This is a genomic window from Paenibacillus sp. FSL M7-0134 (assembly GCF_038007865.1).
Classification (GTDB): Bacteria; Bacillota; Bacilli; order Paenibacillales; family Paenibacillaceae; genus Paenibacillus; species Paenibacillus polymyxa_B.
This window is the reverse complement of record NZ_JBBOXV010000001.1, coordinates 1,040,158-1,060,011: the sequence shown is the minus strand read 5'-3', so window position 1 is coordinate 1,060,011 and position 19,854 is coordinate 1,040,158. Positions and strand designations below refer to the sequence as shown.

Sequence of the window (19,854 nt, the reverse complement as noted above, 5' to 3'; positions counted from 1 at the left end):
GAAAGCGCTTTCCAATAAAACACTACCACACTATTTGAATATGGAATACCTGTATAATTCATGTAAAAATCATGTGTTAATTAGATATTTTAATTTTGTAAGCGTTATTATTGAAAAAATACAGAAATGAGTGTAGAATCTATGGCCCTACGTGGATTGTAGTATAGCATCGGATTTGTAAATACAAAAGAAAGAAGGAGATGAATATGAATAAGTGGGACACGGAAGAGGCCATTCGACGCTGGGATATGCATGCAGGAAACTTTACTGCCAAGTACACGGAGGAAGGAGATCGATCTCGCGAAGTACTGCTAAACCCGGCATTACAAGCCTGTATGGGACCTCTCGGGGGCAAAAAAGTGCTGGATGCCGGCTGTGGCGAAGGCTATCTAAGCCGTAAAATGGCCAGGGCGGGTGCGTTGGTAGAGGCTGTCGATTACTCGACAGAGATGCTGAGGCTAGCCAAAGAGCGGACGCCGTCAGCGTTGGGAATTACATATCACCATGGCAATCTGGAAAAGCTGGAGATGTTCGGGGACCAGAGCTTTGATCTGATCGTGTCCAATATGGTCATACAGGACTTGGCCCATTATGAGCAGGCGATTGCCGAAATGCAGCGATTATTAGTTCCAGGGGGCCGCTTTATTTTTTCTATTCTGCATCCGTGCTTTCAGACGCCGCAGAGTGGTTGGGTGAAGGATGAGACTGGAAAAAAGCTGTATTGGAAAGTGGATCAATATTTCAACGAAGGCCCATTGGAGCAAGCGATCCCTTATGATCAGGAAGAAAAGTTTTTGTACTTTCACCGTACACTGAGCAGCTATGTACAGACCATTATTGAGGCGGGTTTGCTGTTGGAAGGGATGATCGAACCCAAGCCTTCTGCCGAAATGTTGGAGAAATATCCCCATTTTCACGAGGACCTTAATGTCACTAATTTTCTTATTTTTACAACCAGACGTTTGGGGTAAAAAGCAAGCCCTTTCCTTTCCGCGTCAAGTGTGGTAGAACAAAAGAAGGCAGTTTTGGCACACTTACAACAGGAAGAGCTTCAAACGGAAAGGGATGCAATTGGAATGTACGTGGTATGTAAAGAGCATGTGGAACTGGCAATTGATATGTTCGTCGATGAATACGAGGATGCACCGGATGTCGTCGATCTCAAGGAAACGAAATTTTCGGATTGGGACCCTCCAGTGAAGTGCAAGGAATGTGAGAACAAAGCAGAGTTTTTGGTCGTCTAAAAACAAGCACGGGCGTTTCGGGCAGAAACGTCCTTTTTGTATACCAGAATTTTTGCAAAAATACCCCATACATAGAGCTATATTTATTCCCACCACGTACTGAGACAGGAGTGAACGATGGATGGACCCTTTGCTGCATTCACTATTTCGTCCGCTTCAAGTCAATGGAAGTGATCTCTCCACGTATTATATCGAACAAAAGCCGTCTGCTGTGCTAAAAGCTTACGTGGCCTGTTATTGGGAGTCCGGTCCGGCTAATAGGGTGGTAGAAGAGAATCTAGCAGCTTCGTGCGAAGACACCGCTTTGTTAAGCTTGCCGCATGAAGAAACCATGGAGCGGGTATTACCTGACGGCTGTACGGATATTCTATTTGAATACGACCCGGTGAGTAAGCGTCAGGAACTCTCGTACTGTGGGACATTTACGCAACCGTTTGTGTCTGCCAGACAAGCAGGGTCCGAGACACGCATTTTTGCGGTGCGATTTTTTCCCGGTGGGGCACATTATTTTCACGGTATGCCGACTCATTTGTTTACAGGTGGTAATTATCGCTTGGAAGATCTCTGGCCCGAAAGCATCGCTGTGATAGGTGAGCGCATTATGGAAGCGCAGAATTTCAATGAACGGGTGCGCATAATGGATGAGTATCTTAACCAGCTTCTGCTGCGCCGTAGGATAAGCGATTGTGACCTGATGAAAAACTTGCTGCATCGCATCTTTGTGAGCGGCGGGAGTGTGGGGGTTAAGGAGCTTGCGGAGTGTGAGGCGATCAGTGAAAGACAGCTTAACCGCAAGTTTGGGCAGTGGATCGGAATCAGCCCCAAAAAGTTCAGTGAAGTCGTCCGCTTCCAGAGCGTTCTGCACAGTATCAAAGGCGGCGGGGGTCTGGATTGGACGGAGCTGGCATTGAAGCACAGCTTTTTCGATCAAGCGCATCTAATCCGTGATTTTCGCAGGTTTTATGGAGATTCCCCGCTTACCGCGGCTAAGGATTTACGGAAGTTGTCCGATTTTTACAATACACGCCCAGAGGCTTCGGCTATACTCAAAATATGAATAAGAATGGCAAAGGAGAGATGTGAATATGAGTGGAACACTGCAAGTTCGCGATCATTTGCTGAATGAGCTGGAGACCGGAGTACGGACAGGGGAAGCCTTAATCCGTAAAATACGTCCAGAGGATTGGAGCTTTCGTCCACAGGATAATTTCCGTTCGCTGCTGGAGTTAGTGCATCACTTTGTGCTTATTCCTGCTTCGGATCTTGCGATAATGCAGGAGAAGTCTGAGGGTGAAGTGGGAAGCATTGAAACCAGCCTGTCCGGGGTGGAAGATCCCGAGCGCTTAGCTGCGGCTTTCAGGGAAAACTTCGAGGCTTATAAGGCTTACATTCTTTCGCTTAGCGAAGACGATTATCTGAACCGTTCGACGAAAGCTTTCTATATGGAGCATGGACATTTGCAGGTCCAATGGCAGATTGAGACCGTGACCCATGTATTCCATCATCGTTCGCAGATTTATAATTATCTAAAGCAACTGGGACATGAAGTGAGCTTTTCTATGTTGTACGCTTGAGTATTTTTGTGAAGATTTATGGAGGGCACCTGTGCGGTGCTCTTTTTTGGTTGTAATTAAGCTTTTCTGAGATGATATGGCCTTACTCAAACGCACGTGAAACTTCTTTACTAACCCGTCTGAGAATGCCGATTTGCTCCTCATTCAATCTGCTGGTCAACGCAACAAACTCATCTATCGCCTCTTGCCGAATCGTTTCGTCTTCAGTCATATGTTCTTTGGAAAACATTAATTCACTGATAGACACGTTTAAGGCAGTTAACACTTTCTCCAAGGTATCAATCGAAAAGTTTCTTTCGCCACGCTCTACCGATCCAATATATGCATCATCTAATCCTGAAAGTTCCGCAAGTTGTTGCTGTGTTAATCCCTTAGCCTTCCGAATCGTTCTAATTCTTTCTCCAACCGAATTCCGTAATTTTGTCATATTAACCACCTCTCCTAAAGGTTAGGAGAGTATCGATGTAATTAGCAGAGACATAAAGGCGGTAAAATATATTGAAAAAACTGCGATTAAGTACTATATTAAATTTATTGTACTACTTAATTGGAGTTTCACAAAGGAATATATTAAGAGCGAGTGCTTTTTATTCTAGTCATTTTGAAGGAGGAACCCTCTTTGCGAACTTCTATCCTGAAATCACTCAAACCGGACATCATTGTTGAAATGTTAGAGATGGCTGTGGCTTTTGAAAATTGGAAAAAGGTGATGGAGACGGCGGATATTTTGTACCAATGTGTACAGCGTATCTATGAAGAACGGCAGTATCATAAAGCAATGAAATTATCCATCCCGCATGTCAATTTAGAACGTCCGTTGATATACTATTTTGGTTTCAGTCACCTGATGTGTGGAATGGCTCACCAGAACCAGGGTGCATATGAGCAGGCAAGGGAGTGCATCTATAAGTATGCTGAGCTGGGGTGGATGGAGGATTTAGAGGAAGAAGACATTCAGGTTGTCGAGGAATTCAGGTTTTTAGCCAAAACTAATTTATATGCAGTAGATATTTTGTCTGGAAATATAGAGCTTGTCGAGGAATACGTAGCCTTTTTGCAGGATAATCTAGAGGAAATATTACCGGGGCTGAATACCATATTACAGGCAGCGCTTATGTATCATTTGGATGTAGGGGATATTTTACATACGTTTGCAGAGCAGATTGATGAATTCGGGAGTTATGAAGACGCAGAGAACATATCTTACTATTATAGCTACTGCTATCACTTGGCTTTGTACTATCGGGAGTACGATAGATTACAGGATGCAGTGGGACTTACTGTGCGGGCGATGCAACTAGCCGATCAGTCGGGTAACGATCGTAATTTCAAGAAATGTACAGCATTGTTTGAATCATTACGGGAGTCAGCGACAGCGGAACAAATCAGCCAATATCGACAGATGCTAATGCAGAGTCTTGATGAATACGAAACGGATAGGCATTTCATTGTGAAGAGCGTAATGGATAATCCGCTATGACCTGAACAGGGAATAGGCTCGTAGTGGAGAGGAAATAGATAGGTAAGAGGCGCATCAGGTGCTAAAATAACTATGTTAAAGGTATTTTTTCATGTTAGGGATCGTAAATGCGATTTTACATTATCATTCGACATAGATAGGGGTATGGAATTTGTTTATTCAGCTTATAGGTGTGGGCAAGTTAAAAGAGAAGTATTTGGTCATGGGCATTCAGGAATATGCTAAACGGCTAGGGCCATACATCAAGTTCCAAATGATCGAGGTAGCGGACGAAAAGGCTCCCGATACACTGAGCGAGGCGGAGGTTCGACAGGTCAAGGAGCGAGAGGGCGAGCGTATCCTAGCCCATGTGAAAAGCGAAGCACACGTCATTGTACTCGCCATCGACGGCAAACTGTGGAGCTCGGAAGAACTCGCAGAGGAACTGGACAAGCTCGGCACCTACGGTACAAGCCATGTTGTCTTCGTCATTGGCGGCAGTCACGGCCTTTCTGACGAAGTCCTCCGCCGTGCCCAACAGAAGCTGAGCTTCGGAAGGATGACCTTGCCACATCAGTTGATGAGGCTGGTGCTGGTAGAGCAGATTTACCGGGCGGTGAAGATTAATCGGGGTGAACCGTATCACAAGTGATGGTAAGATAGAAAGGGAGGCCATCACCTCCCCCCAGCTTGCTTTTATTAAAATTGCGACGGTTACTCCATCCAAAAGTCGGGGAATTAAAGGATTCTAAGAAGTCATAATCAGGATATAACTTCGGCAGTAGGCTGAAGGCTCGCTCATGCAGAGACTCAATGGTGAAGTCAAAAATCAGATTAATCTTTGTATGAGGCTATTCTTTGTCGACAAAAATAGAACGACAAAATGTTCTTGCTGGAGATACCGCATCTCAGGCATCAACAGGTCAACTGCGGCCTGCGGATGATCTACGGAGTATACTGACAGGTCTGCTCAGTCTACGTGCTAACTGCAAGGTAGCGGTGATCGGCGGGCCTTCCCCTTGCCGATACCTTTGATGGACAACAGCTCAAACTCCGTGACGTTCATCAACTCCTGCACGGTGGGAAAGCGTTCAAAGATTTCATCGACAATATAGGAGCCGGGCTTCTCAGCGAGTGCATCTCCCAGCAATGATTTGATCTTATTCAGTTCGTTCGGATGGTTCATATCTGCTTCCTCCAGTAAACACAAAAAGAGAAGTCTGATTCGACTTCTCCCGTTGCGTGATAATATGTTGTTTTGTATGATAATGATTTTCTTGAGTCGCCTCATTTGCGGGCGGCTTCTTTTTCTATTTCTTCAATCTGCATCTGAATCAGGACAAACTCCACAAGAGCCTGAGCGTACCCCCTGCTACTTTTTCTTTAGGGACAGTGACAAGTGAGAGGATACTTAGAAGATAGTGAGAATATCTACTGTTAAAATCATTGGCTATATAGACCATACATGGTGTGAATCAGTTTACAGCATTTGTATGATAAAGTACTATTGAACTATATGATTCTTATTGAGTGGTACTGATTATACTAAAAGAGTTATATTGAATAATACGTATGATAATATTCAGAAGATGGTTTTTAATATGGATTTCATGGAGGAATACTTATGAAGGTATACTGCTCATCTCAACATTATGGTGACCAAGCGATTTCATCTGAACTATCAAGTCCAATTATTGAAATGCTGACTAATCTTAGCTTTGAAGTGAAAAAAGGTACTGGAAAGAAGCTAAGAAAAATAATATCAGATGCATTGGTTGAACTTGGTTGGTCTGATAAAATTAGGGTCGATTCTGAAAATAATATTACGATTACCTCTATGAAAGGGAATATTGGACTTTGTCTACAGACAGGTAATGTAAGCCGATTTTATGCTGACATTTTAAAGTTACAATCCTTGTACATAAAAGATAAAGCAGACGCAGCGATATACATTATTCCTATGAAAATTGCTTCTAAAAAAATTGGTAGCAATCATGCATATTTTGAACGGCTAGTTGAAGAATTGAATTTATACAAACACATAATTACACTTCCGATGCTTGTCATTGGTTTAGAGTAGGGAGAGATAGGGATGGAATATGGTTGGTCTTTACCTAGGAGAATAACTCACTTGAATGAACTTAGACAGACTGATGACAAGGATAATCCGCAGTTTCAATTGTTTTTTCAAAATAGAAGGCAATTTTTTACCATTTATACAGTGCCGATTGGTCTTCCAAAGTATAGATTAGCGAACGGAAGAACACAGGCTTCACAAGAAAGTTACCTATCTAAGAATCCAGATTTACCCCAGGACTACTTTGAACGCGATGAGGAGAATGTTAGCGTTCAAGAAGTTCAACATACGCTACTGAAAGGGTTATTAGGTTCGGGTGGGAAAAATATTATTAAATTTTTTAAAAACAATAGACAAAATGAACCATTAATATTAACTCATACTGGATTTGTTGTAAATGGTAATCGTCGACTTTGTGCTTTAAGGGAGCTATTGGAGGAAGACGAGGTTAAGTATAGTTATTTTTCTCATATAGATCTAATAATTCTTCCTCCATGTGAAGAAAAGGATATTGATGAACTTGAGGCCCAGTTGCAAGTCGTTACTGATATCAAGGCTGATTATAATTGGATTAGTGAAGCTTGTATGTTACGTAACAGACATATAAAACATAGATATTCACTTGAAAGCTTGGCCCAAATTTATGATAAAACAGTCCCTCAAATTGAGGACATCCTGGACACGTTGCATCATGTAGACATGTACCTTGACAGCCAAAATAAATCAAAAAGATATGAAGAAGTAGTAAAACAAGAATATGCATTTAAACAACTGAAAAAGGCTAGAAAAAAAATAAAAAACGACGCTAAAAGGACTATTTTTACCACGATAGCTTATACAATGCTGTCTGCTCCTCCAGAAACAGGACGACTTTGGGATTCTATTCCGGAAGCTGAAGAGAATCTAGAGAAAATAATAGCAAATTTACAAGACGAACTCGAAATTGATGTTGAGCTAAAAGGTGACGACAGTTACTCACTCTTGGATGATGAAGAAGACGAGTTGGAATCACTGATAGTTTCAGTAAGTGAATCAAGGAACAAAGAAAGAATCCTAGAAGTAGTTGATGATGTTATTCGTGAGCAACGTGAGATAGAGAGAGAATCACGAAATAAGAAATACGTTTTGATCCAAGTTAATAAAGCGAATACTTTTTTAAAAAATGCTATTAATGGAGTAAGTAGAGATACTGAGAGTTCAGGTATAGATCAACAGCTTGATGAGATTCTAATTTCGGTTTCAAAACTGAGGGAGTTGCTGAGAAAAAATGTTACACATTGATTATCTAGATCAACCACATAGTGCCTACTTGAAACTGGATGAAGAATCCTTAGCTTGGGGAGAAATAAGAAGGGCTTGTCAAGAAAAAGGTGAGACTACCAATGTCAGTGAACAAAGCCTTTCTATGCCGTGGTGGGTGTTTCTTTCTGCAAGGAAATCACTAAAAATTGTGGCTGTAAAGTATCATTTGAAAATAGAATTTTCTTTTAAAGTGCAAGAGTTACTTAGAGCGGCTAATCAAAAGCGAGCTCAATTTAAGGAAATTGAAAAAGTAGAGCCTGTTGGAGAAGAAGAATTAGTTGAGAAATTAATAGAGGTCGGTTTTAGCAGAACTTTAACGGAACATCAATTAAGGAATGTTGCAAAATTAGCATCTTTGTCTGCAGGGGCAACTTTTTCTGTCCCTGGAGCTGGAAAAACAACAGAGGCATTAGCATATTATTATTTCAAAAAGGAAAGTGAACGAACAGTACTTTTTATAGTCGCCCCAAAAAATGCTTTTGCGGCATGGGACGAACAACTTGAAATATGTATGCCCAATGCACAAACATTCGTTAGACTAACTGGGGGAGAGCGTTTAATCCAAGCGGCATTGTTGAAAAATCCTAAACATATCATTATTACTTACCAGCAGTTGCCGCGGGTTATTGATTTAATTTCCGCATACTTAATGGATAAGCATGTAGTTATGTTTCTCGACGAGAGTCATCGTATAAAGAGTGGCGAAGACATCGTGACTGGTAAGGCGGTCCTTTCACTCTCCCATCTACCATCACAAAAGTTGATTATGTCAGGTACACCGATGCCAAACTCGCCGTATGATTTGATTGCACAATTTAATTTTTTGTACCCGGAGATTGAAGTAGATGAAGAAAGTGTTGTTGACACCATTAATCGGATTTACGTCAGAACAACTAAGGCAGAGCTTGGCCTGAGGGAGCCTAAGTATAAAATAGTTGCAATTCCAATGAGCCCTTCTCAAAGGAAGTTATATGATTTACTTCGTTCAGAAGAAGCAAGACAATATGAAAAGCTAAAGGCCAATCAAAGAAATGCATTTAGAACAATGGGCAAGAGTATAATGCGAATGCTTCAACTAACTTCTAATCCAGCATTGATAATAAAAACTTTAAAGAACTCTAACGATTGGATGTCTGATTTTTTGCTCGATGATCAAAGTCCCAAAATTGAATATGTTTGCAATAGAGCTAGGCAACTAGCTCAGCAAGGAAAAAAATGCATTATATGGTCAAGCTTCGTTGAGAATATTGAGCTTTTAAATTTACGTTTAGAGGATTTAGGAGCTAATTATATTCATGGAGGGGTTGATGCAGGAAGTGAGGATGATGATTTATCAAGAGAAGGCAAAATTAAAAGGTTTCTTAATGAGAAAGATGCATTTGTCTTAATTGCTAATCCTGCCGCTGCGAGTGAGGGGATTAGTTTGCATACAGAGTGTCACCATGCTATTTATTTAGATCGGAACTATAATGCCGCTCAATTTTTACAGTCTGTAGATAGAATCCACCGATTAGGTCTATCTGATGATGTTGAAACTGAAGTGGAGATACTTATTTGTCCTGACAGTGTTGATGAATCAGTAAATAGAAGATTGAACATTAAAATAGATAGGATGTCGGAAGTTCTACAAGACAGCTCAATTAAGGTGGAACCGGAGTATGTTAATCCAGAGTTGTTTGAAGAATCAATATCAATGCAAGACATTAATGATTTTGTTCAACATTTGAAGGGATTATAAGCTAATATGTCCGTTTCTGTAGGGGTGCTATATTCAGCATTTAAGTTTTTAGAATTGTTGCACAAAACCGTTAGTACAGAAGAAGATATTAAAAATAGCTTTTCTAAGTTCTACGTTGCTAGTTTAAATAGTGTGTTTGAAGTGTGTAAATTATGTAATTGGATGAAGGTTGAACCAACGGGTAGCCTTGTGGTCACTGAACGAGGATATGAAGTGTTATCAGAAAAAATTCCATATAAATTCTTGCGAATTCAACTGAAACATATGATTTATTTGAACAAGCCAAGTTGGTCAAAAGTATTACATTACGGCCGATTAGAGTCATTTCAATACCTACCGACAGATATAAAACAATGCTTTGAGGAAGCCCAATTAACGGATGGCTATGATTTAGAAACCGTAACTTGGTGGGATACTGTATCAACATTTATAAGAAACGGTAAGGATGAGAGAAAATTATCCATAGGCAGAATGGGGGAGCGTCTATCTCTTAAATATGAAGAGGACAGAGTGGGAGAAACTCCAACTTGGAAATCAATTGAGAGTAACCTGGTTGGCTATGACTTATTGTCATGGCTCGACTCAGATAAAGCTGAAAAACTAAAAATTGAAGTTAAAACAACCACGATCGACGATACAGAAAAGATTACTTTCTACCTTACAAAAAATGAATGGGAAGTAGCAAGTACGTTATCCAATTATGTTTTTCATTTGTGGTCATTATACAATGGAGAAAAATTATATGTTTTCCCCCCTAATTTGATAGAAAATCAAATCCCAATAAACCAGGGGAAAGGATATTGGGAGAATGCAAAAATTGAACTGTCAAGATACGAACTGGGAAAACACAAAAGAAGTGGGTAACTGTTAACCAAGAGTTACCCACTTCTTTTAGTTATCAAAATCAAGAATATCTAAAAAAGCATCTTCTTCTCTAATTATTTGGTTAAGGTAGTTTTTCTTTTCATATTTGATGGCAGGGACTAATCTGTAGTCGTCGCTTTCAATACGAACATTACTAACTAGAGGGGGGATATCTCTATCAAATAGGTCGCTTAATTTTGAAGAATCTACTAATTCCAAAATTTGTCCTGCTGTTATCTCTCGATCCAAATTTTTTGTGTCGCCTTTAGTGTATAAATAATAAGGATTATTAGGGTAATTTTGCAAAATTTCAGGTAAATCGGTTATTGATATTACTTTCGTGGATGTTATCAAGCCATATTTGGTAAACGGAGCTTTACTAGCTTGTTGTTCCAAATGAAGGCTAAAAGTTTCAATAGCTATGTCTTGCTCATTTATAACCATAAAATAATCAACCTTACCAAGCTTATTATCAGGTAATTGAGTATCTAGAGACTCAAAAGCTAGATTTAGGAGTACTGGTTTTATGATTTCTTTTTTATCATATACTAATGGCTTTTCTGACTTAAGAATAGGTCTGAGTCGTTTAATTAAAGCTTTTTGATACTTTAAAACCCGAAGCCGATAAACCGCATTTTTCATTATTTCTTTAAGTTCATTTTGGACATCGTAATAAGCCTGTATATCGGGCCACTTATGTTCTATAAGAGGGATGGTTACTTTTTCGAATACTTTCTTATAATCAGGATTAGTATCGATTCCAAGAAACCGACGCTCTAATTTCATTGCAGTTGCTAATAGCACACCAGTTCCAGCATAAGGATCCAGAACCACATCATTTTTGTCTGACGATAGTAAAATAAGACGGGCCATCATTTCTGGTGGGAAAGGACAAGCATGTCGGAATTCTTCTTCTCCAAAATCTATTTTATTTCCCCAACTGCCCTGTGTTGGAATTGGAAATTCCCATATGTTTTCTGGGACTTTCCCTTCTGGATTATATCTCTCTGGGTAATCAATCCACCACTCCATTAGTTTGTCAACATTCTTTATCCGGTCAATGTGATATTTGTAAGTATCACTTTTAGTGAACATAAGAATGTATTCAAAAACGTTTCTCATTTGGCCTTTTCTGGACCAAGGTAGTGTCTTTCCTTTATCCCAAATAATTGTATCTTGATGGCTCCATCCAATAGACTCCAATTCCTTTGCTATATCATCTGGTAGACGAATCAACTTACCATTTCGCTTCATAGTGTCCACAATGACGAATAAAGTAGCGGAGTCTTTGGATACATCATAGACACCTTGGAAAGTTCTCTTTATATCAGAAAGATATTCATTGTAGGATTGTTTGTAACCCGTTTGTTCTTCCACATCACCATATTTCTTCATATTCCAATATGGTGGAGAGGTAATGATGAGGTCAACGAATGGTTCAGCTCCAGGAAATAATTCATGTATGTTCACAGAGCTTGCTGTTACATAAGAATTTAGTTTATCTAGATGTTGAAGGTTTATTGTCATTTCTTTGCATCCTTCCGTTTAAAGCTACAATGTCTATTATACCAACAAAATCATTGAGGATCTATAGTGCAATATTATAAGAATATGGGTAATGGTCTTTTCCTTGATATTCACTCTTAGAAAATTGAAGATAATTATTTCGAGTATTTTCCCTACTTGTGATAAGGATGATTATTAATAATTCTATAATTTTCCAGACGTATAGAAGAAGAAGTAATTAAAGAAATTGCTGATTTTCATGGAATAGATCTAAAAACTCTTGAATAGTACACTGGGGGGATGACCCCCAGTGTACTATTATTTTATGTTTTATTAGTTTACCATATCAGCCGATACGGTGAACCGTATCATAAGTAGGGCGAAACTTGAAATTGCGAAATTTATCAGGACTATAAAAAGCGGCAGTCTTCGACTTTTTCGTTGGACTGTCGTCTTTCTTTTACAATTACTATGCAGATTAAAATGGTGTAGATTCGAAGGGAAGTTTCCTTCATGCAAGCGGTAAATCAGTTTCAAGATTCCGTTCAAGCAATAGTATATTAATTATGTTTTAATCTGGAGAAATCGCTCAACATAAATGTAACTCGTTGTTTTTATCCTCTGTCTATGAAAAAAGATCCTATCTCAAAACCCAACTCCTACCCGCTCTCCCGATTTCTATGCTTTAATAAAATGAGCAGTATCAACAAGAAGCGTTGAAAGTGGGATTCTATGAAGCGATTAACGATTGGCCTGTTCGCCCATGTGGATGCAGGTAAGACAACTTTTGCGGAACAGCTGCTGTACCATACGAACAGTATCCGGTCGCGGGGGCGGGTGGATCATCAGGATGCGTTTCTGGACAGCCACGACATCGAGCGGGCAAGGGGTATTACGGTGTTCGCAGATCAGGCGGTAATAGAATATAAAGGAGACAGCTATTATTTAATAGACACACCCGGACACGTCGATTTCTCCCCGGAGATGGAGCGGGCGATTCAGGTCATTGATTATGCCATCCTGATTGTAAGCGCAGTTGAAGGTGTCCAGGGTCATACGGAGACGGTCTGGCAGCTGCTGCGCAAGCATCGAATTCCGGCGTTCTTCTTTATCAACAAGACGGATCGAATCGGTGCGGATGCAGGCAGAACCGAGGCGGATATCCGTCAGCAGTTGACGGGGGAAGTATGCTGCATTACACAGAGCTTGGCTGACGGCATAGTCGGTGAGCCGCTGCGGGAGGCCATGGCGGAGCGGGACGAAGCTTTGCTGGAAGCATTCCTGGAGGGGAGAGAGGATTCCGGCTTCTGGCTGGAGGCCTTGCAGAGGATGATAGCGGCGGGTCTTCTCTTCCCCTGTGCTTACGGCTCTGCGCTTCAGGATACGGGCGTCGTTGAATTTCTGGATCAGCTGCATCTGCTGACGACAACCACTTATGACGAGAATGCTTCGTTCCAGGGGCGGGTTTATAAAATTCGGCACGATGCAGGCGGAGCGAGACTCACGTTCATTAAGGCGCTGGGTGGTCGGCTGAAGGTGAGGCAACAGCTTAGTTACGAGAGCGGCGGCGTTCAATATGACGAAAAAATTACGCGGATCTTCTTGTTTAACGGCCTTAAATCGCAGCCGGTGGAACAAGTGGAAGCCGGCGATTTGTTTGCGGTTGCCGGCTTGTCCGCCGCCGAGGCCGGACAAGGCCTGGGGACGATATCAGACAAGTTAGCTTACGATTCGGAGCCGACGTTACAATCGAAGGTATTATTCGACAATTCGATACATGTACAGAAGGTGCTCGGTGCTTTTCGCACGCTGGAGGCGGAGGAGCCTTCTCTGAACGTCGTTTGGGATGAGAAATTGCAGGAGATTTCTATCCGCGTCATGGGATTGATTCAGCTGGAAGTGCTGGAGCAGCTTGTTAGAGAACGGTTTGGCTTTGCTATCTCTTTTGGACAACCGGAGATCTTGTATAAGGAAACGATTCAATCGGCTGTGAAAGGGTACGGCCACTTCGAACCGCTCAGGCATTATGCGGAAGTGCATCTGCTGATTGAACCGGGAGCAAGGGGCAACGGCATCATGTTCGATAGCAGATGTCATGCCGATGATCTGAATGTCAGCTATCAGAATCTGATTCGGAATCACCTCTATGAACGGGAGCATCACGGACTGCTGACCGGCATGCCGGTCACCGACGTGAACATTACGCTGCTGAGGGGCCGCGCGCACAAAGAACATACCCATGGCGGCGATTTTCGTGAGGCTGCCTTTCGAGCACTACGGCAGGGTCTGGAGAAGGCGGACAACGTGCTGCTGGAGCCCTTTTACGATTTTAAAATCAAGGTCGCTATCGATGAAATGGGCAGGGTGCTGTCCGATATTCAGCGTGCTTCAGGTATTTTTAATCCACCGCAGACAACCGGAACGCAAGCGGTGGTCACGGGCAGGGTGCCTGTGTCGACTTTCATGAACTACAGTGCCGAATTTGCATCCTTTACGCATGGACGAGGCAGTATCCGCTGCGTGTTCAGCGGCTACGACCGCTGCCATAATTCGGAGGAAGTCATAGAGCGGATGGGCTACCGCAAAGGGGCGGACCCGCTGTATACATCCTCCTCCATCTTTTGCGCCAAGGGGGCGGGTTACTCGGTGCCATGGGATGAGGCGGAAGCCAAGATGCACCTTGAATTAGAACCTTAATCGCCCATATTTCCAGGATTCAGGTAGAAAGTAGGTAGATTTAGGACAAACAATTTTTATAATGGAAATAAGATGTATATTTTATAGGGCTAAGGGGCGAATGTCATGAAACCCATGCAAGGAATAGAGGCGCTGGCGGCAGAGATTGCCGATGTGGCTAGGACGTCCTTTCGCACTCTTTTTGAAAATGGCGAACGTTACTATTACTGCACGCTATTTACTACTGGAGAGGGACATGCGCCAAGCATCTCCGCCTGGTCATGGGAGGCCTTGGAGAGGGAAGCGGCCAGGCAAGAAGAAGAAAGTGACATGCCGGGGTCAACGATTGCGGAACTCATCAAATGGTCCTATGCCGATTCACCCTATTGTTGTTTCAGGGATGAAAACTTCGATGAGGTTAAACAATTGTTTATGGGGCGTCCTTCTATTGCGGAGCTTGAGGCTGACGAAAGGAATCGTGAGTTTGATTCGAGGCTGAAGGCCATGGAGCTGGCGATGAAAACGCTCGATGATGAAGGCGCGTTTGCCTTGAATCAACCGCGAGAGTCTGTATGTGTCCTTGTCGAGGTTATGCCGCCGGATGAGATCAATACCGAAATCGCCCTACGTTTGAATCGGGCGGAGTCTCCGGCTATGCGAGCATGGCTGGCGGAAGCGGCGGAGTAAGGGCGTTCGCGTTTCTTGAGGGAGAGTTGTAAAATGCCTAATCATCAAGCGGTTTTTGGCGTGCGTATGTCCCATTCGCACAAGCACGCAGCCCGCCCCTGGCGTAAACTGAATTATAATCAGTGAGCGAGGTGAACTTCCATGGCACAATCGAAAGAGATGCGTGCACGGGCTAAGAAGTTTCAGGGCCGTCCGGTCTGTGTCACCCTGCACAGCGGAGAGACTTACGTCGGCTACATCACCGACGCTAATTATGGCGGGTTAGTACTTGCCAGCGCCGGAGTCCCCCCACGCGCTTCTTCCGGGAAGCAAGACTCCCGATCTCTCAAACGCAGAGCTGGTGCGCATGCCCCGGGCGTCCGTCTCGGCAACCGGAAAAGCGGCGCGCGTAAGCCGTCTGGCCGTTCGCGATCCCGCAAGCCGGACGCCAAGGTGTCGGCATTCCTGCCGATGATGGGCTCGCTGTTAGGCGGCCTTGGCGGCTCCACTGCAGGCGCAGGAGGGCTTGGCAGTATGCTCGGCGGCGGCCTGCGGCTGTTCGGCATGATCCAGAAATTTGTCCCGGTCGTGAAGATGGGCTACGGTATGATCAAATCCATTCGCCCGTTTCTCGGAGCCGTTAAAGGTTTGATGCCCCCGGCCAGTCCGGCCACGCCGGATAACGAATAATCGTGTCCCTGTGAACTTTAAGCCCCCATTGAGTGGTCAAAGGGGGCTAGCCCACACCATCACTTTCTAACAAGAATAAAAATGATCACGTTCTTTGTCATTAAATTTGCCAAGTTTCCGTATCCTAACAAATTCGTGTTGGCCCCCATATGGATTCCTTTCATATGCATTTTTTGTATGGTAATCTAAGGTGGTCCAGGGGACCTTAATAGAAGCTACAATGAAAGATTAATTAAAGATACATATCATTTTAAAGAGGTACGACCCATAGAAAAAATAATAAAATTGCTGGATAAGCAAACAAAGGAAACCTGGCTATGGTCAACAGGAGGGTTCAAATATGTGGTTTGGGAAGAAAGAAACGCAACTAGATCGGATAAAAAACAAACTGAGTCAAGCCATGCGCAAAGACGCCGATTTCTCGGTGTTTGGAGCATCCTCACATCAATATAGGGTTAAAGAGAAGCTTACAGCAAAAGAGCTGGCGGACTGGCAAGCCCACAATCAGGTCACACTTCCTGAGCCTTACGCGCAATTTTTAACGAAAATCGGCAACGGTGGCGCTGGCCCCTACTATGGAATCTATTCAATTGAAAAGGCAGCTTCCTATACCGAGCGCCAGGCACTCCTTGCCAAATCCGTTCTGCATCCCGGGATGACGAAAGAGGAATGGAACCATCTGATTGAGCCCCTGACCAAGGATGAGGACATTCCCGATGAGGAATACGACGAAGCCTGTAATAAGGTGCTGGGCGGCATGTTGTGCATAGGCACCCAAGGCTGCGAATACGACATGTATCTTGTACTTGAAGGGAAATACAGGGGGAGAATTGTGTACACCTCCGATTTTCATCCCGATCATCCTTTTTTCTTTGTCTATGAAGACAGCTTTCTGGACTGGTACGAGCGCTGGCTGGATGAAATTATTCTGGATTATGATATCGGGTGGTTTGGTAGTCGAATGCCGGGTGATGAGAATGCGCTGATCCAGATTTATCAGAGCGCTCCAAACGAAGAAATCCAAGCCAAAGCGCTTGATGGAATGTTCAAGTTTAAGAAAGTCTCTCAGCCAACCCTTGCTTTTTTGAAAAATATTGCGGAGCAAAGCCCAAAAAATCGGACCACAGCCATTTGGCTCATCTGCAAAACTTCTTTTGACACGGGTAGGAAATATCTTCTGGAGCTGTTGCAATCGGATAAACATGAGGATTTTCTGCAAGCTTTACAGATTCTGCATGCTTCCAGTAAAACTGTGAATTTAACAGAGTTTATTCCAGTGATCTTGCAAAGGCTTGACAGGATTCACGACCCGGAAACGTTGCGTTATGCAGGGTATATCTTGGAGGATTACGGTGCGATTACTCTCCAGAACTTTGCGCCTTTCTTGTGTCACGCTGACCCGAAAATGCAAACCACTGCCATCTATGCCGCGCGCAGTTGCGAAAACAAGCTGGGAAGCTGGCAGATTATTGAACAGATGTTGATGGGGGGCGGCCCGCAGGTTCTGAATAACTTAATTTTATACTGGGGCATTATCCCACATGAGAAGTTGCTGCCTTACTATAAGGCGGTATGGCCGCAATATAAAAGCAATCCGAATTTCAGAGAAAAATTTATCGGTTGTTTGCGAGAACTGCATTTGCCAGATGATTATTTCGACAAAGACGAATCGTGAAGAAGGTGTACATGAACCACCCCAAGGTTGTCTCCTCCATTCATACAGAGGTTTTGTTTTCCATAAGCATGAATAAGAATGTGGACTAAATGCTAATGCTTGATAGAATATCATTCTATATTGTTGTATTCAGGATTTTATTAAGGCGGATTGGGGAGGTAATTATGGGAAATACGGATAAGTTTGAAATGATAGCGAATATATATGACACTTCGGAAAGAATTCAAATTGCAAAGGCATCATCTGATGCCATTCGTGAATATGTAGTTGACGCTAATAGTAAGAATGCTATTGATTTTGGGTGTGGAACGGGTCTTGTCGGAATGAACTTGTTAAACGATTTTAATTCTATGCTTTTTCTGGATACTTCACAAAACATGATTAATCAAATAAAACAAAAAATTACTGATCTTCATATTCATAATGCAGATACAATATGCTTTGATTTTGAAAAGGAAGGTCTATCGGATCTTCATGCTGACTATATTTTTATGGCTCAGGTTCTGCTCCATATTCATGATGTTGAATTCGTTTTATCCAGATTATTGGATGTTCTAAATGAAGGAGGACATTTACTAATTGTAGACTTTAATAAAAATGAAAAAGTAGTTTCAGATTTAGTTCATAACGGATTTAATCAAGAAGAGCTGGCTGACATTATGACTAAAATAGGGTATAGAGATATTCAATCCAAAACTTTTTATAATGGAAGTAAAATATTCATGGGACAAGATGCATCTATGTTTATTCTTGATTCTCGGAAATAAACTTTTAGGCAGAAATCAACTCTCCTTATAGTTAGCTTCTAAGGTGCAACGAAATAAAAGGCCGCCCCTTATGAGACAGCCCCATGCTTCTTGTACAGTCCGAAATCGGATTTACGAGGAAGCCGAAAAAATGCTAAAACGCTACTGACATCCCGTTGTCAGTAGCGTTTTTGTATATTAGGAGCATGCGAATAGCGCAGTGTTTTGGAGATAGGGCGACCTTTCTCAAATCTTATCATAGAGGTGGAATCTATTTATGAGCAATATCAATTGGGAAGTTGATGCGGACCACAGCTCCGTTGAGTTTTCGGTAACGCATTTAATGATTAATAGAATCAAAGGAGTATTCGAGCATTTCCAAGCGATCTTGAATTTTGACCCCAATGATTTAACAACCATGGGTATTCAAGCTTCCATAGACGCAAATAGTATCACAACTCGCCAATCGCAACGAGATGAACACCTGAAGAGCGACGACTTCCTTCATGCAGCCAAGTATCCAACCATTACGTTTCAAAGCACCAGCTGCGTCCTTGCTGGCGAAAGGCAATATGAGCTTACGGGCAATCTAACTTTGCATGGAGTAACAAAACCCATCACTTTTCATACCGTTTTTGAAGGACTAAATAAAGACCCTCGTGGCCGGGAACGTGTAGGATTTCATTCAACAGCCAGTATCGAACGCAATGAATTTGGCTTGACATTCAACTCGCATCTGGAAAAAGGCGGGATTGTTGTCGGGAATGAAGTGAGAATCGAACTTTATATCGAGGCAATTAAAATAGTAGATTAGCGGTCCTAAAGGCCATCCTTTTATCGGGATGGTCCTTATTCAAAAACTTGCCGCTACAAAAAGATGCCTTGGCGGCCTCATGTTGAGCCTTCCAAGCCTCCATCCGATTGATCTGGCTTGTAGCATAGCTTGGAGGGGATAGTTTTATCAACCTGCGTTATCCGACAATACATGGCCATTCCTTCTTTGGTTAGATGAGGCAGTATAAGGCTCCATAGGATGGACAAGATGTTTTTTGGATTTGGAAGAAACTTTTGGAGAAGAATTATTTCCTGTGTGCCATACATATTTATCGATAGTAAAGAAATAGCCAAATCTTCATATTGCCCGGCATATAATTCTTCTTTCATAATTCCTTTATTAACAAACCCCTTAAATATGTTGGTAAAAAGCGTATAGAAATCATTAACAACCTTAATTTGCATTTTAGCTATCTCCGGATACAACTTAGGCAATTCTGTAAAACTGGAGAAATAAAAGAAATATTTTTTACGGAATGCATTAAGAATTAAAAACTGCTGATTCAGCCCTTCGATAGAAACCTCCGCTGAGAAATTTAAGTTTTGGTATTCTTCATACTGCATTGCCATAACACCAATCATAAGATCATGTTTTTTTTTGAAATAGTATGTCAAATTACCAGGACTTATATTTAACGCATCGGAAATATCCCTCAATGTTACATATGCATATCCTTTTTTATTAAATAATTCAATTGAAGTCTCAAGGATCTTATCCCTTAAATTAATATCCATTTCTATCTCCTTTAGAGCGTTTGTGCTATGCACTTGAAATCAAAAGCATTATATCATAAATTGTTCCT

General features: G+C 42.2%; 21 protein-coding genes. 16 read left to right on the top strand and 5 right to left on the bottom strand.

The features are described from left to right. The first annotated feature begins 206 nt into the window (after nucleotides 1–206). The 4 genes from NSQ58_RS04620 (at nucleotide 207) to NSQ58_RS04605 (ending at nucleotide 2,818) form a co-directional block, all read left to right on the top strand. Nucleotides 207–971: a class I SAM-dependent methyltransferase gene (locus NSQ58_RS04620; protein WP_341056966.1), complete on the top strand. Its 765-nt coding sequence runs from the start codon at nucleotides 207–209 to the stop codon at nucleotides 969–971. 105 nt (nucleotides 972–1,076) lie between these two features. After that, nucleotides 1,077–1,244, top strand: coding sequence for a CxxH/CxxC protein (locus tag NSQ58_RS04615; protein WP_007433184.1), 168 nt, complete (start codon nucleotides 1,077–1,079; stop codon nucleotides 1,242–1,244). Nucleotides 1,245–1,365: 121 nt separating this feature from the next. After that, a complete protein-coding gene (locus NSQ58_RS04610; protein WP_068939288.1) occupies nucleotides 1,366–2,301 on the top strand; it encodes an AraC family transcriptional regulator in 936 nt (311 codons plus the stop codon). A gap of 28 nt (nucleotides 2,302–2,329) precedes the next feature. Continuing rightward, nucleotides 2,330–2,818, top strand: a complete 489-nt coding sequence (locus NSQ58_RS04605; RefSeq protein WP_340857315.1) for a DinB family protein — start codon at nucleotides 2,330–2,332, stop codon at nucleotides 2,816–2,818. An 82-nt stretch (nucleotides 2,819–2,900) separates the two neighbouring features. On the opposite strand, the gene NSQ58_RS04600 is transcribed toward NSQ58_RS04605, so the two are convergent. Beyond that, entirely contained in the window at nucleotides 2,901–3,245 is a 345-nt protein-coding gene (locus NSQ58_RS04600; protein WP_076264609.1) for a helix-turn-helix domain-containing protein, read from the bottom strand. 192 nt (nucleotides 3,246–3,437) lie between these two features. On the opposite strand from NSQ58_RS04600, the gene NSQ58_RS04595 reads away from it, so the two are divergent. Then, complete coding sequence (locus NSQ58_RS04595) at nucleotides 3,438–4,298, top strand: DNA-binding protein (protein ID WP_076264608.1); 861 nt, start codon at nucleotides 3,438–3,440, stop codon at nucleotides 4,296–4,298. A gap of 151 nt (nucleotides 4,299–4,449) precedes the next feature. Further along, a complete protein-coding gene (gene rlmH / locus NSQ58_RS04590) occupies nucleotides 4,450–4,929 on the top strand; it encodes a 23S rRNA (pseudouridine(1915)-N(3))-methyltransferase RlmH (RefSeq protein ID WP_013312768.1) in 480 nt (159 codons plus the stop codon). A gap of 177 nt (nucleotides 4,930–5,106) precedes the next feature. Here rlmH and NSQ58_RS26750 read toward each other — a convergent pair whose 3' ends face one another. Together NSQ58_RS26750 and NSQ58_RS04585 are read right to left on the bottom strand one after the other, a co-directional pair. Next, complete coding sequence (locus NSQ58_RS26750; RefSeq protein WP_413630612.1) at nucleotides 5,107–5,241, bottom strand: JAB domain-containing protein; 135 nt, start codon at nucleotides 5,239–5,241, stop codon at nucleotides 5,107–5,109. Between the two features lie 18 nt (nucleotides 5,242–5,259). Further along, nucleotides 5,260–5,463 (bottom strand): hypothetical protein, encoded by a 204-nt coding sequence (locus tag NSQ58_RS04585; protein ID WP_165178301.1) that lies wholly within the window; start codon nucleotides 5,461–5,463, stop codon nucleotides 5,260–5,262. A gap of 438 nt (nucleotides 5,464–5,901) precedes the next feature. Here NSQ58_RS04585 and NSQ58_RS04580 point away from each other — a divergent pair, with 438 nt between their 5' ends. From NSQ58_RS04580 to NSQ58_RS04565, 4 genes are read left to right on the top strand one after another with little or no spacing between them, the layout of a single operon-like run. Continuing rightward, nucleotides 5,902–6,357, top strand: coding sequence for a BglII/BstYI family type II restriction endonuclease (locus tag NSQ58_RS04580; RefSeq protein ID WP_165178300.1), 456 nt, complete (start codon nucleotides 5,902–5,904; stop codon nucleotides 6,355–6,357). A 12-nt stretch (nucleotides 6,358–6,369) separates the two neighbouring features. Continuing rightward, a complete protein-coding gene (locus NSQ58_RS04575) occupies nucleotides 6,370–7,635 on the top strand; it encodes a hypothetical protein (protein ID WP_264454340.1) in 1,266 nt (421 codons plus the stop codon). Then, nucleotides 7,622–9,394 (top strand): DEAD/DEAH box helicase, encoded by a 1,773-nt coding sequence (locus NSQ58_RS04570; RefSeq protein WP_165178298.1) that lies wholly within the window; start codon nucleotides 7,622–7,624, stop codon nucleotides 9,392–9,394. Before NSQ58_RS04575 ends, NSQ58_RS04570 begins: the two co-directional genes overlap by 14 nt. 6 nt (nucleotides 9,395–9,400) lie before the next feature. Further along, nucleotides 9,401–10,258 carry a protein NO VEIN domain-containing protein gene (locus NSQ58_RS04565; RefSeq protein WP_165178297.1) on the top strand — a complete coding sequence of 286 codons (858 nt, stop codon included), beginning with the start codon at nucleotides 9,401–9,403 and terminating at the stop codon, nucleotides 10,256–10,258. 27 nt (nucleotides 10,259–10,285) lie between these two features. Here the strand turns inward: NSQ58_RS04565 and NSQ58_RS04560 are convergent, their stop codons facing one another. Further along, the gene (locus NSQ58_RS04560) at nucleotides 10,286–11,785 is read right to left on the bottom strand and encodes a DNA-methyltransferase (protein ID WP_165178296.1); all 1,500 of its coding nucleotides are present in this window, start codon (nucleotides 11,783–11,785) and stop codon (nucleotides 10,286–10,288) included. A 711-nt stretch (nucleotides 11,786–12,496) separates the two neighbouring features. Here NSQ58_RS04560 and NSQ58_RS04555 point away from each other — a divergent pair. The 6 genes from NSQ58_RS04555 (at nucleotide 12,497) to NSQ58_RS04530 (ending at nucleotide 19,031) form a co-directional block, all read left to right on the top strand. Next, complete coding sequence (locus NSQ58_RS04555; protein ID WP_341056963.1) at nucleotides 12,497–14,461, top strand: translation factor GTPase family protein; 1,965 nt, start codon at nucleotides 12,497–12,499, stop codon at nucleotides 14,459–14,461. Between the two features lie 105 nt (nucleotides 14,462–14,566). Continuing rightward, nucleotides 14,567–15,127, top strand: coding sequence for a DUF4303 domain-containing protein (locus NSQ58_RS04550; RefSeq protein WP_341056962.1), 561 nt, complete (start codon nucleotides 14,567–14,569; stop codon nucleotides 15,125–15,127). A gap of 141 nt (nucleotides 15,128–15,268) precedes the next feature. Continuing rightward, complete coding sequence (locus NSQ58_RS04545; RefSeq protein ID WP_076264603.1) at nucleotides 15,269–15,796, top strand: hypothetical protein; 528 nt, start codon at nucleotides 15,269–15,271, stop codon at nucleotides 15,794–15,796. 340 nt (nucleotides 15,797–16,136) lie between these two features. Then, nucleotides 16,137–17,471: an SMI1/KNR4 family protein gene (locus NSQ58_RS04540; protein ID WP_023991093.1), complete on the top strand. Its 1,335-nt coding sequence runs from the start codon at nucleotides 16,137–16,139 to the stop codon at nucleotides 17,469–17,471. 164 nt (nucleotides 17,472–17,635) lie between these two features. Further along, a complete protein-coding gene (locus NSQ58_RS04535; RefSeq protein WP_023991092.1) occupies nucleotides 17,636–18,238 on the top strand; it encodes a class I SAM-dependent methyltransferase in 603 nt (200 codons plus the stop codon). A gap of 256 nt (nucleotides 18,239–18,494) precedes the next feature. Further along, on the top strand, nucleotides 18,495–19,031 hold the full coding sequence (locus NSQ58_RS04530) for a YceI family protein (RefSeq protein ID WP_071558001.1): 537 nt from the start codon (nucleotides 18,495–18,497) through the stop codon (nucleotides 19,029–19,031). Between the two features lie 77 nt (nucleotides 19,032–19,108). Here NSQ58_RS04530 and NSQ58_RS04525 read toward each other — a convergent pair whose 3' ends face one another. Continuing rightward, on the bottom strand, nucleotides 19,109–19,786 hold the full coding sequence (locus NSQ58_RS04525; protein ID WP_069081262.1) for a TetR/AcrR family transcriptional regulator: 678 nt from the start codon (nucleotides 19,784–19,786) through the stop codon (nucleotides 19,109–19,111). Between the last annotated feature and the right edge of the window lie 68 nt (nucleotides 19,787–19,854).

What these genes read in the sequence shown, in the direction of transcription:
- NSQ58_RS04620 (WP_341056966.1), top strand. Translation starts at nt 207, where the DNA reads ATGAATAAGTGGGACACGGAAGAGGCCATTCGACGCTGGGATATGCAT.
- NSQ58_RS04615 (WP_007433184.1), top strand. Translation starts at nt 1,077, where the DNA reads ATGTACGTGGTATGTAAAGAGCATGTGGAACTGGCAATTGATATGTTC.
- NSQ58_RS04610 (WP_068939288.1), top strand. Translation starts at nt 1,366, where the DNA reads ATGGACCCTTTGCTGCATTCACTATTTCGTCCGCTTCAAGTCAATGGA.
- NSQ58_RS04605 (WP_340857315.1), top strand. Translation starts at nt 2,330, where the DNA reads ATGAGTGGAACACTGCAAGTTCGCGATCATTTGCTGAATGAGCTGGAG.
- NSQ58_RS04600 (WP_076264609.1), bottom strand. Translation starts at nt 3,245, where the DNA reads ATGACAAAATTACGGAATTCGGTTGGAGAAAGAATTAGAACGATTCGG.
- NSQ58_RS04585 (WP_165178301.1), bottom strand. Translation starts at nt 5,463, where the DNA reads ATGAACCATCCGAACGAACTGAATAAGATCAAATCATTGCTGGGAGAT.
- NSQ58_RS04580 (WP_165178300.1), top strand. Translation starts at nt 5,902, where the DNA reads ATGAAGGTATACTGCTCATCTCAACATTATGGTGACCAAGCGATTTCA.
- NSQ58_RS04575 (WP_264454340.1), top strand. Translation starts at nt 6,370, where the DNA reads ATGGAATATGGTTGGTCTTTACCTAGGAGAATAACTCACTTGAATGAA.
- NSQ58_RS04570 (WP_165178298.1), top strand. Translation starts at nt 7,622, where the DNA reads ATGTTACACATTGATTATCTAGATCAACCACATAGTGCCTACTTGAAA.
- NSQ58_RS04565 (WP_165178297.1), top strand. Translation starts at nt 9,401, where the DNA reads ATGTCCGTTTCTGTAGGGGTGCTATATTCAGCATTTAAGTTTTTAGAA.
- NSQ58_RS04560 (WP_165178296.1), bottom strand. Translation starts at nt 11,785, where the DNA reads ATGACAATAAACCTTCAACATCTAGATAAACTAAATTCTTATGTAACA.
- NSQ58_RS04555 (WP_341056963.1), top strand. Translation starts at nt 12,497, where the DNA reads ATGAAGCGATTAACGATTGGCCTGTTCGCCCATGTGGATGCAGGTAAG.
- NSQ58_RS04550 (WP_341056962.1), top strand. Translation starts at nt 14,567, where the DNA reads ATGAAACCCATGCAAGGAATAGAGGCGCTGGCGGCAGAGATTGCCGAT.
- NSQ58_RS04545 (WP_076264603.1), top strand. Translation starts at nt 15,269, where the DNA reads ATGGCACAATCGAAAGAGATGCGTGCACGGGCTAAGAAGTTTCAGGGC.
- NSQ58_RS04540 (WP_023991093.1), top strand. Translation starts at nt 16,137, where the DNA reads ATGTGGTTTGGGAAGAAAGAAACGCAACTAGATCGGATAAAAAACAAA.
- NSQ58_RS04535 (WP_023991092.1), top strand. Translation starts at nt 17,636, where the DNA reads ATGGGAAATACGGATAAGTTTGAAATGATAGCGAATATATATGACACT.
- NSQ58_RS04530 (WP_071558001.1), top strand. Translation starts at nt 18,495, where the DNA reads ATGAGCAATATCAATTGGGAAGTTGATGCGGACCACAGCTCCGTTGAG.
- NSQ58_RS04525 (WP_069081262.1), bottom strand. Translation starts at nt 19,786, where the DNA reads ATGGATATTAATTTAAGGGATAAGATCCTTGAGACTTCAATTGAATTA.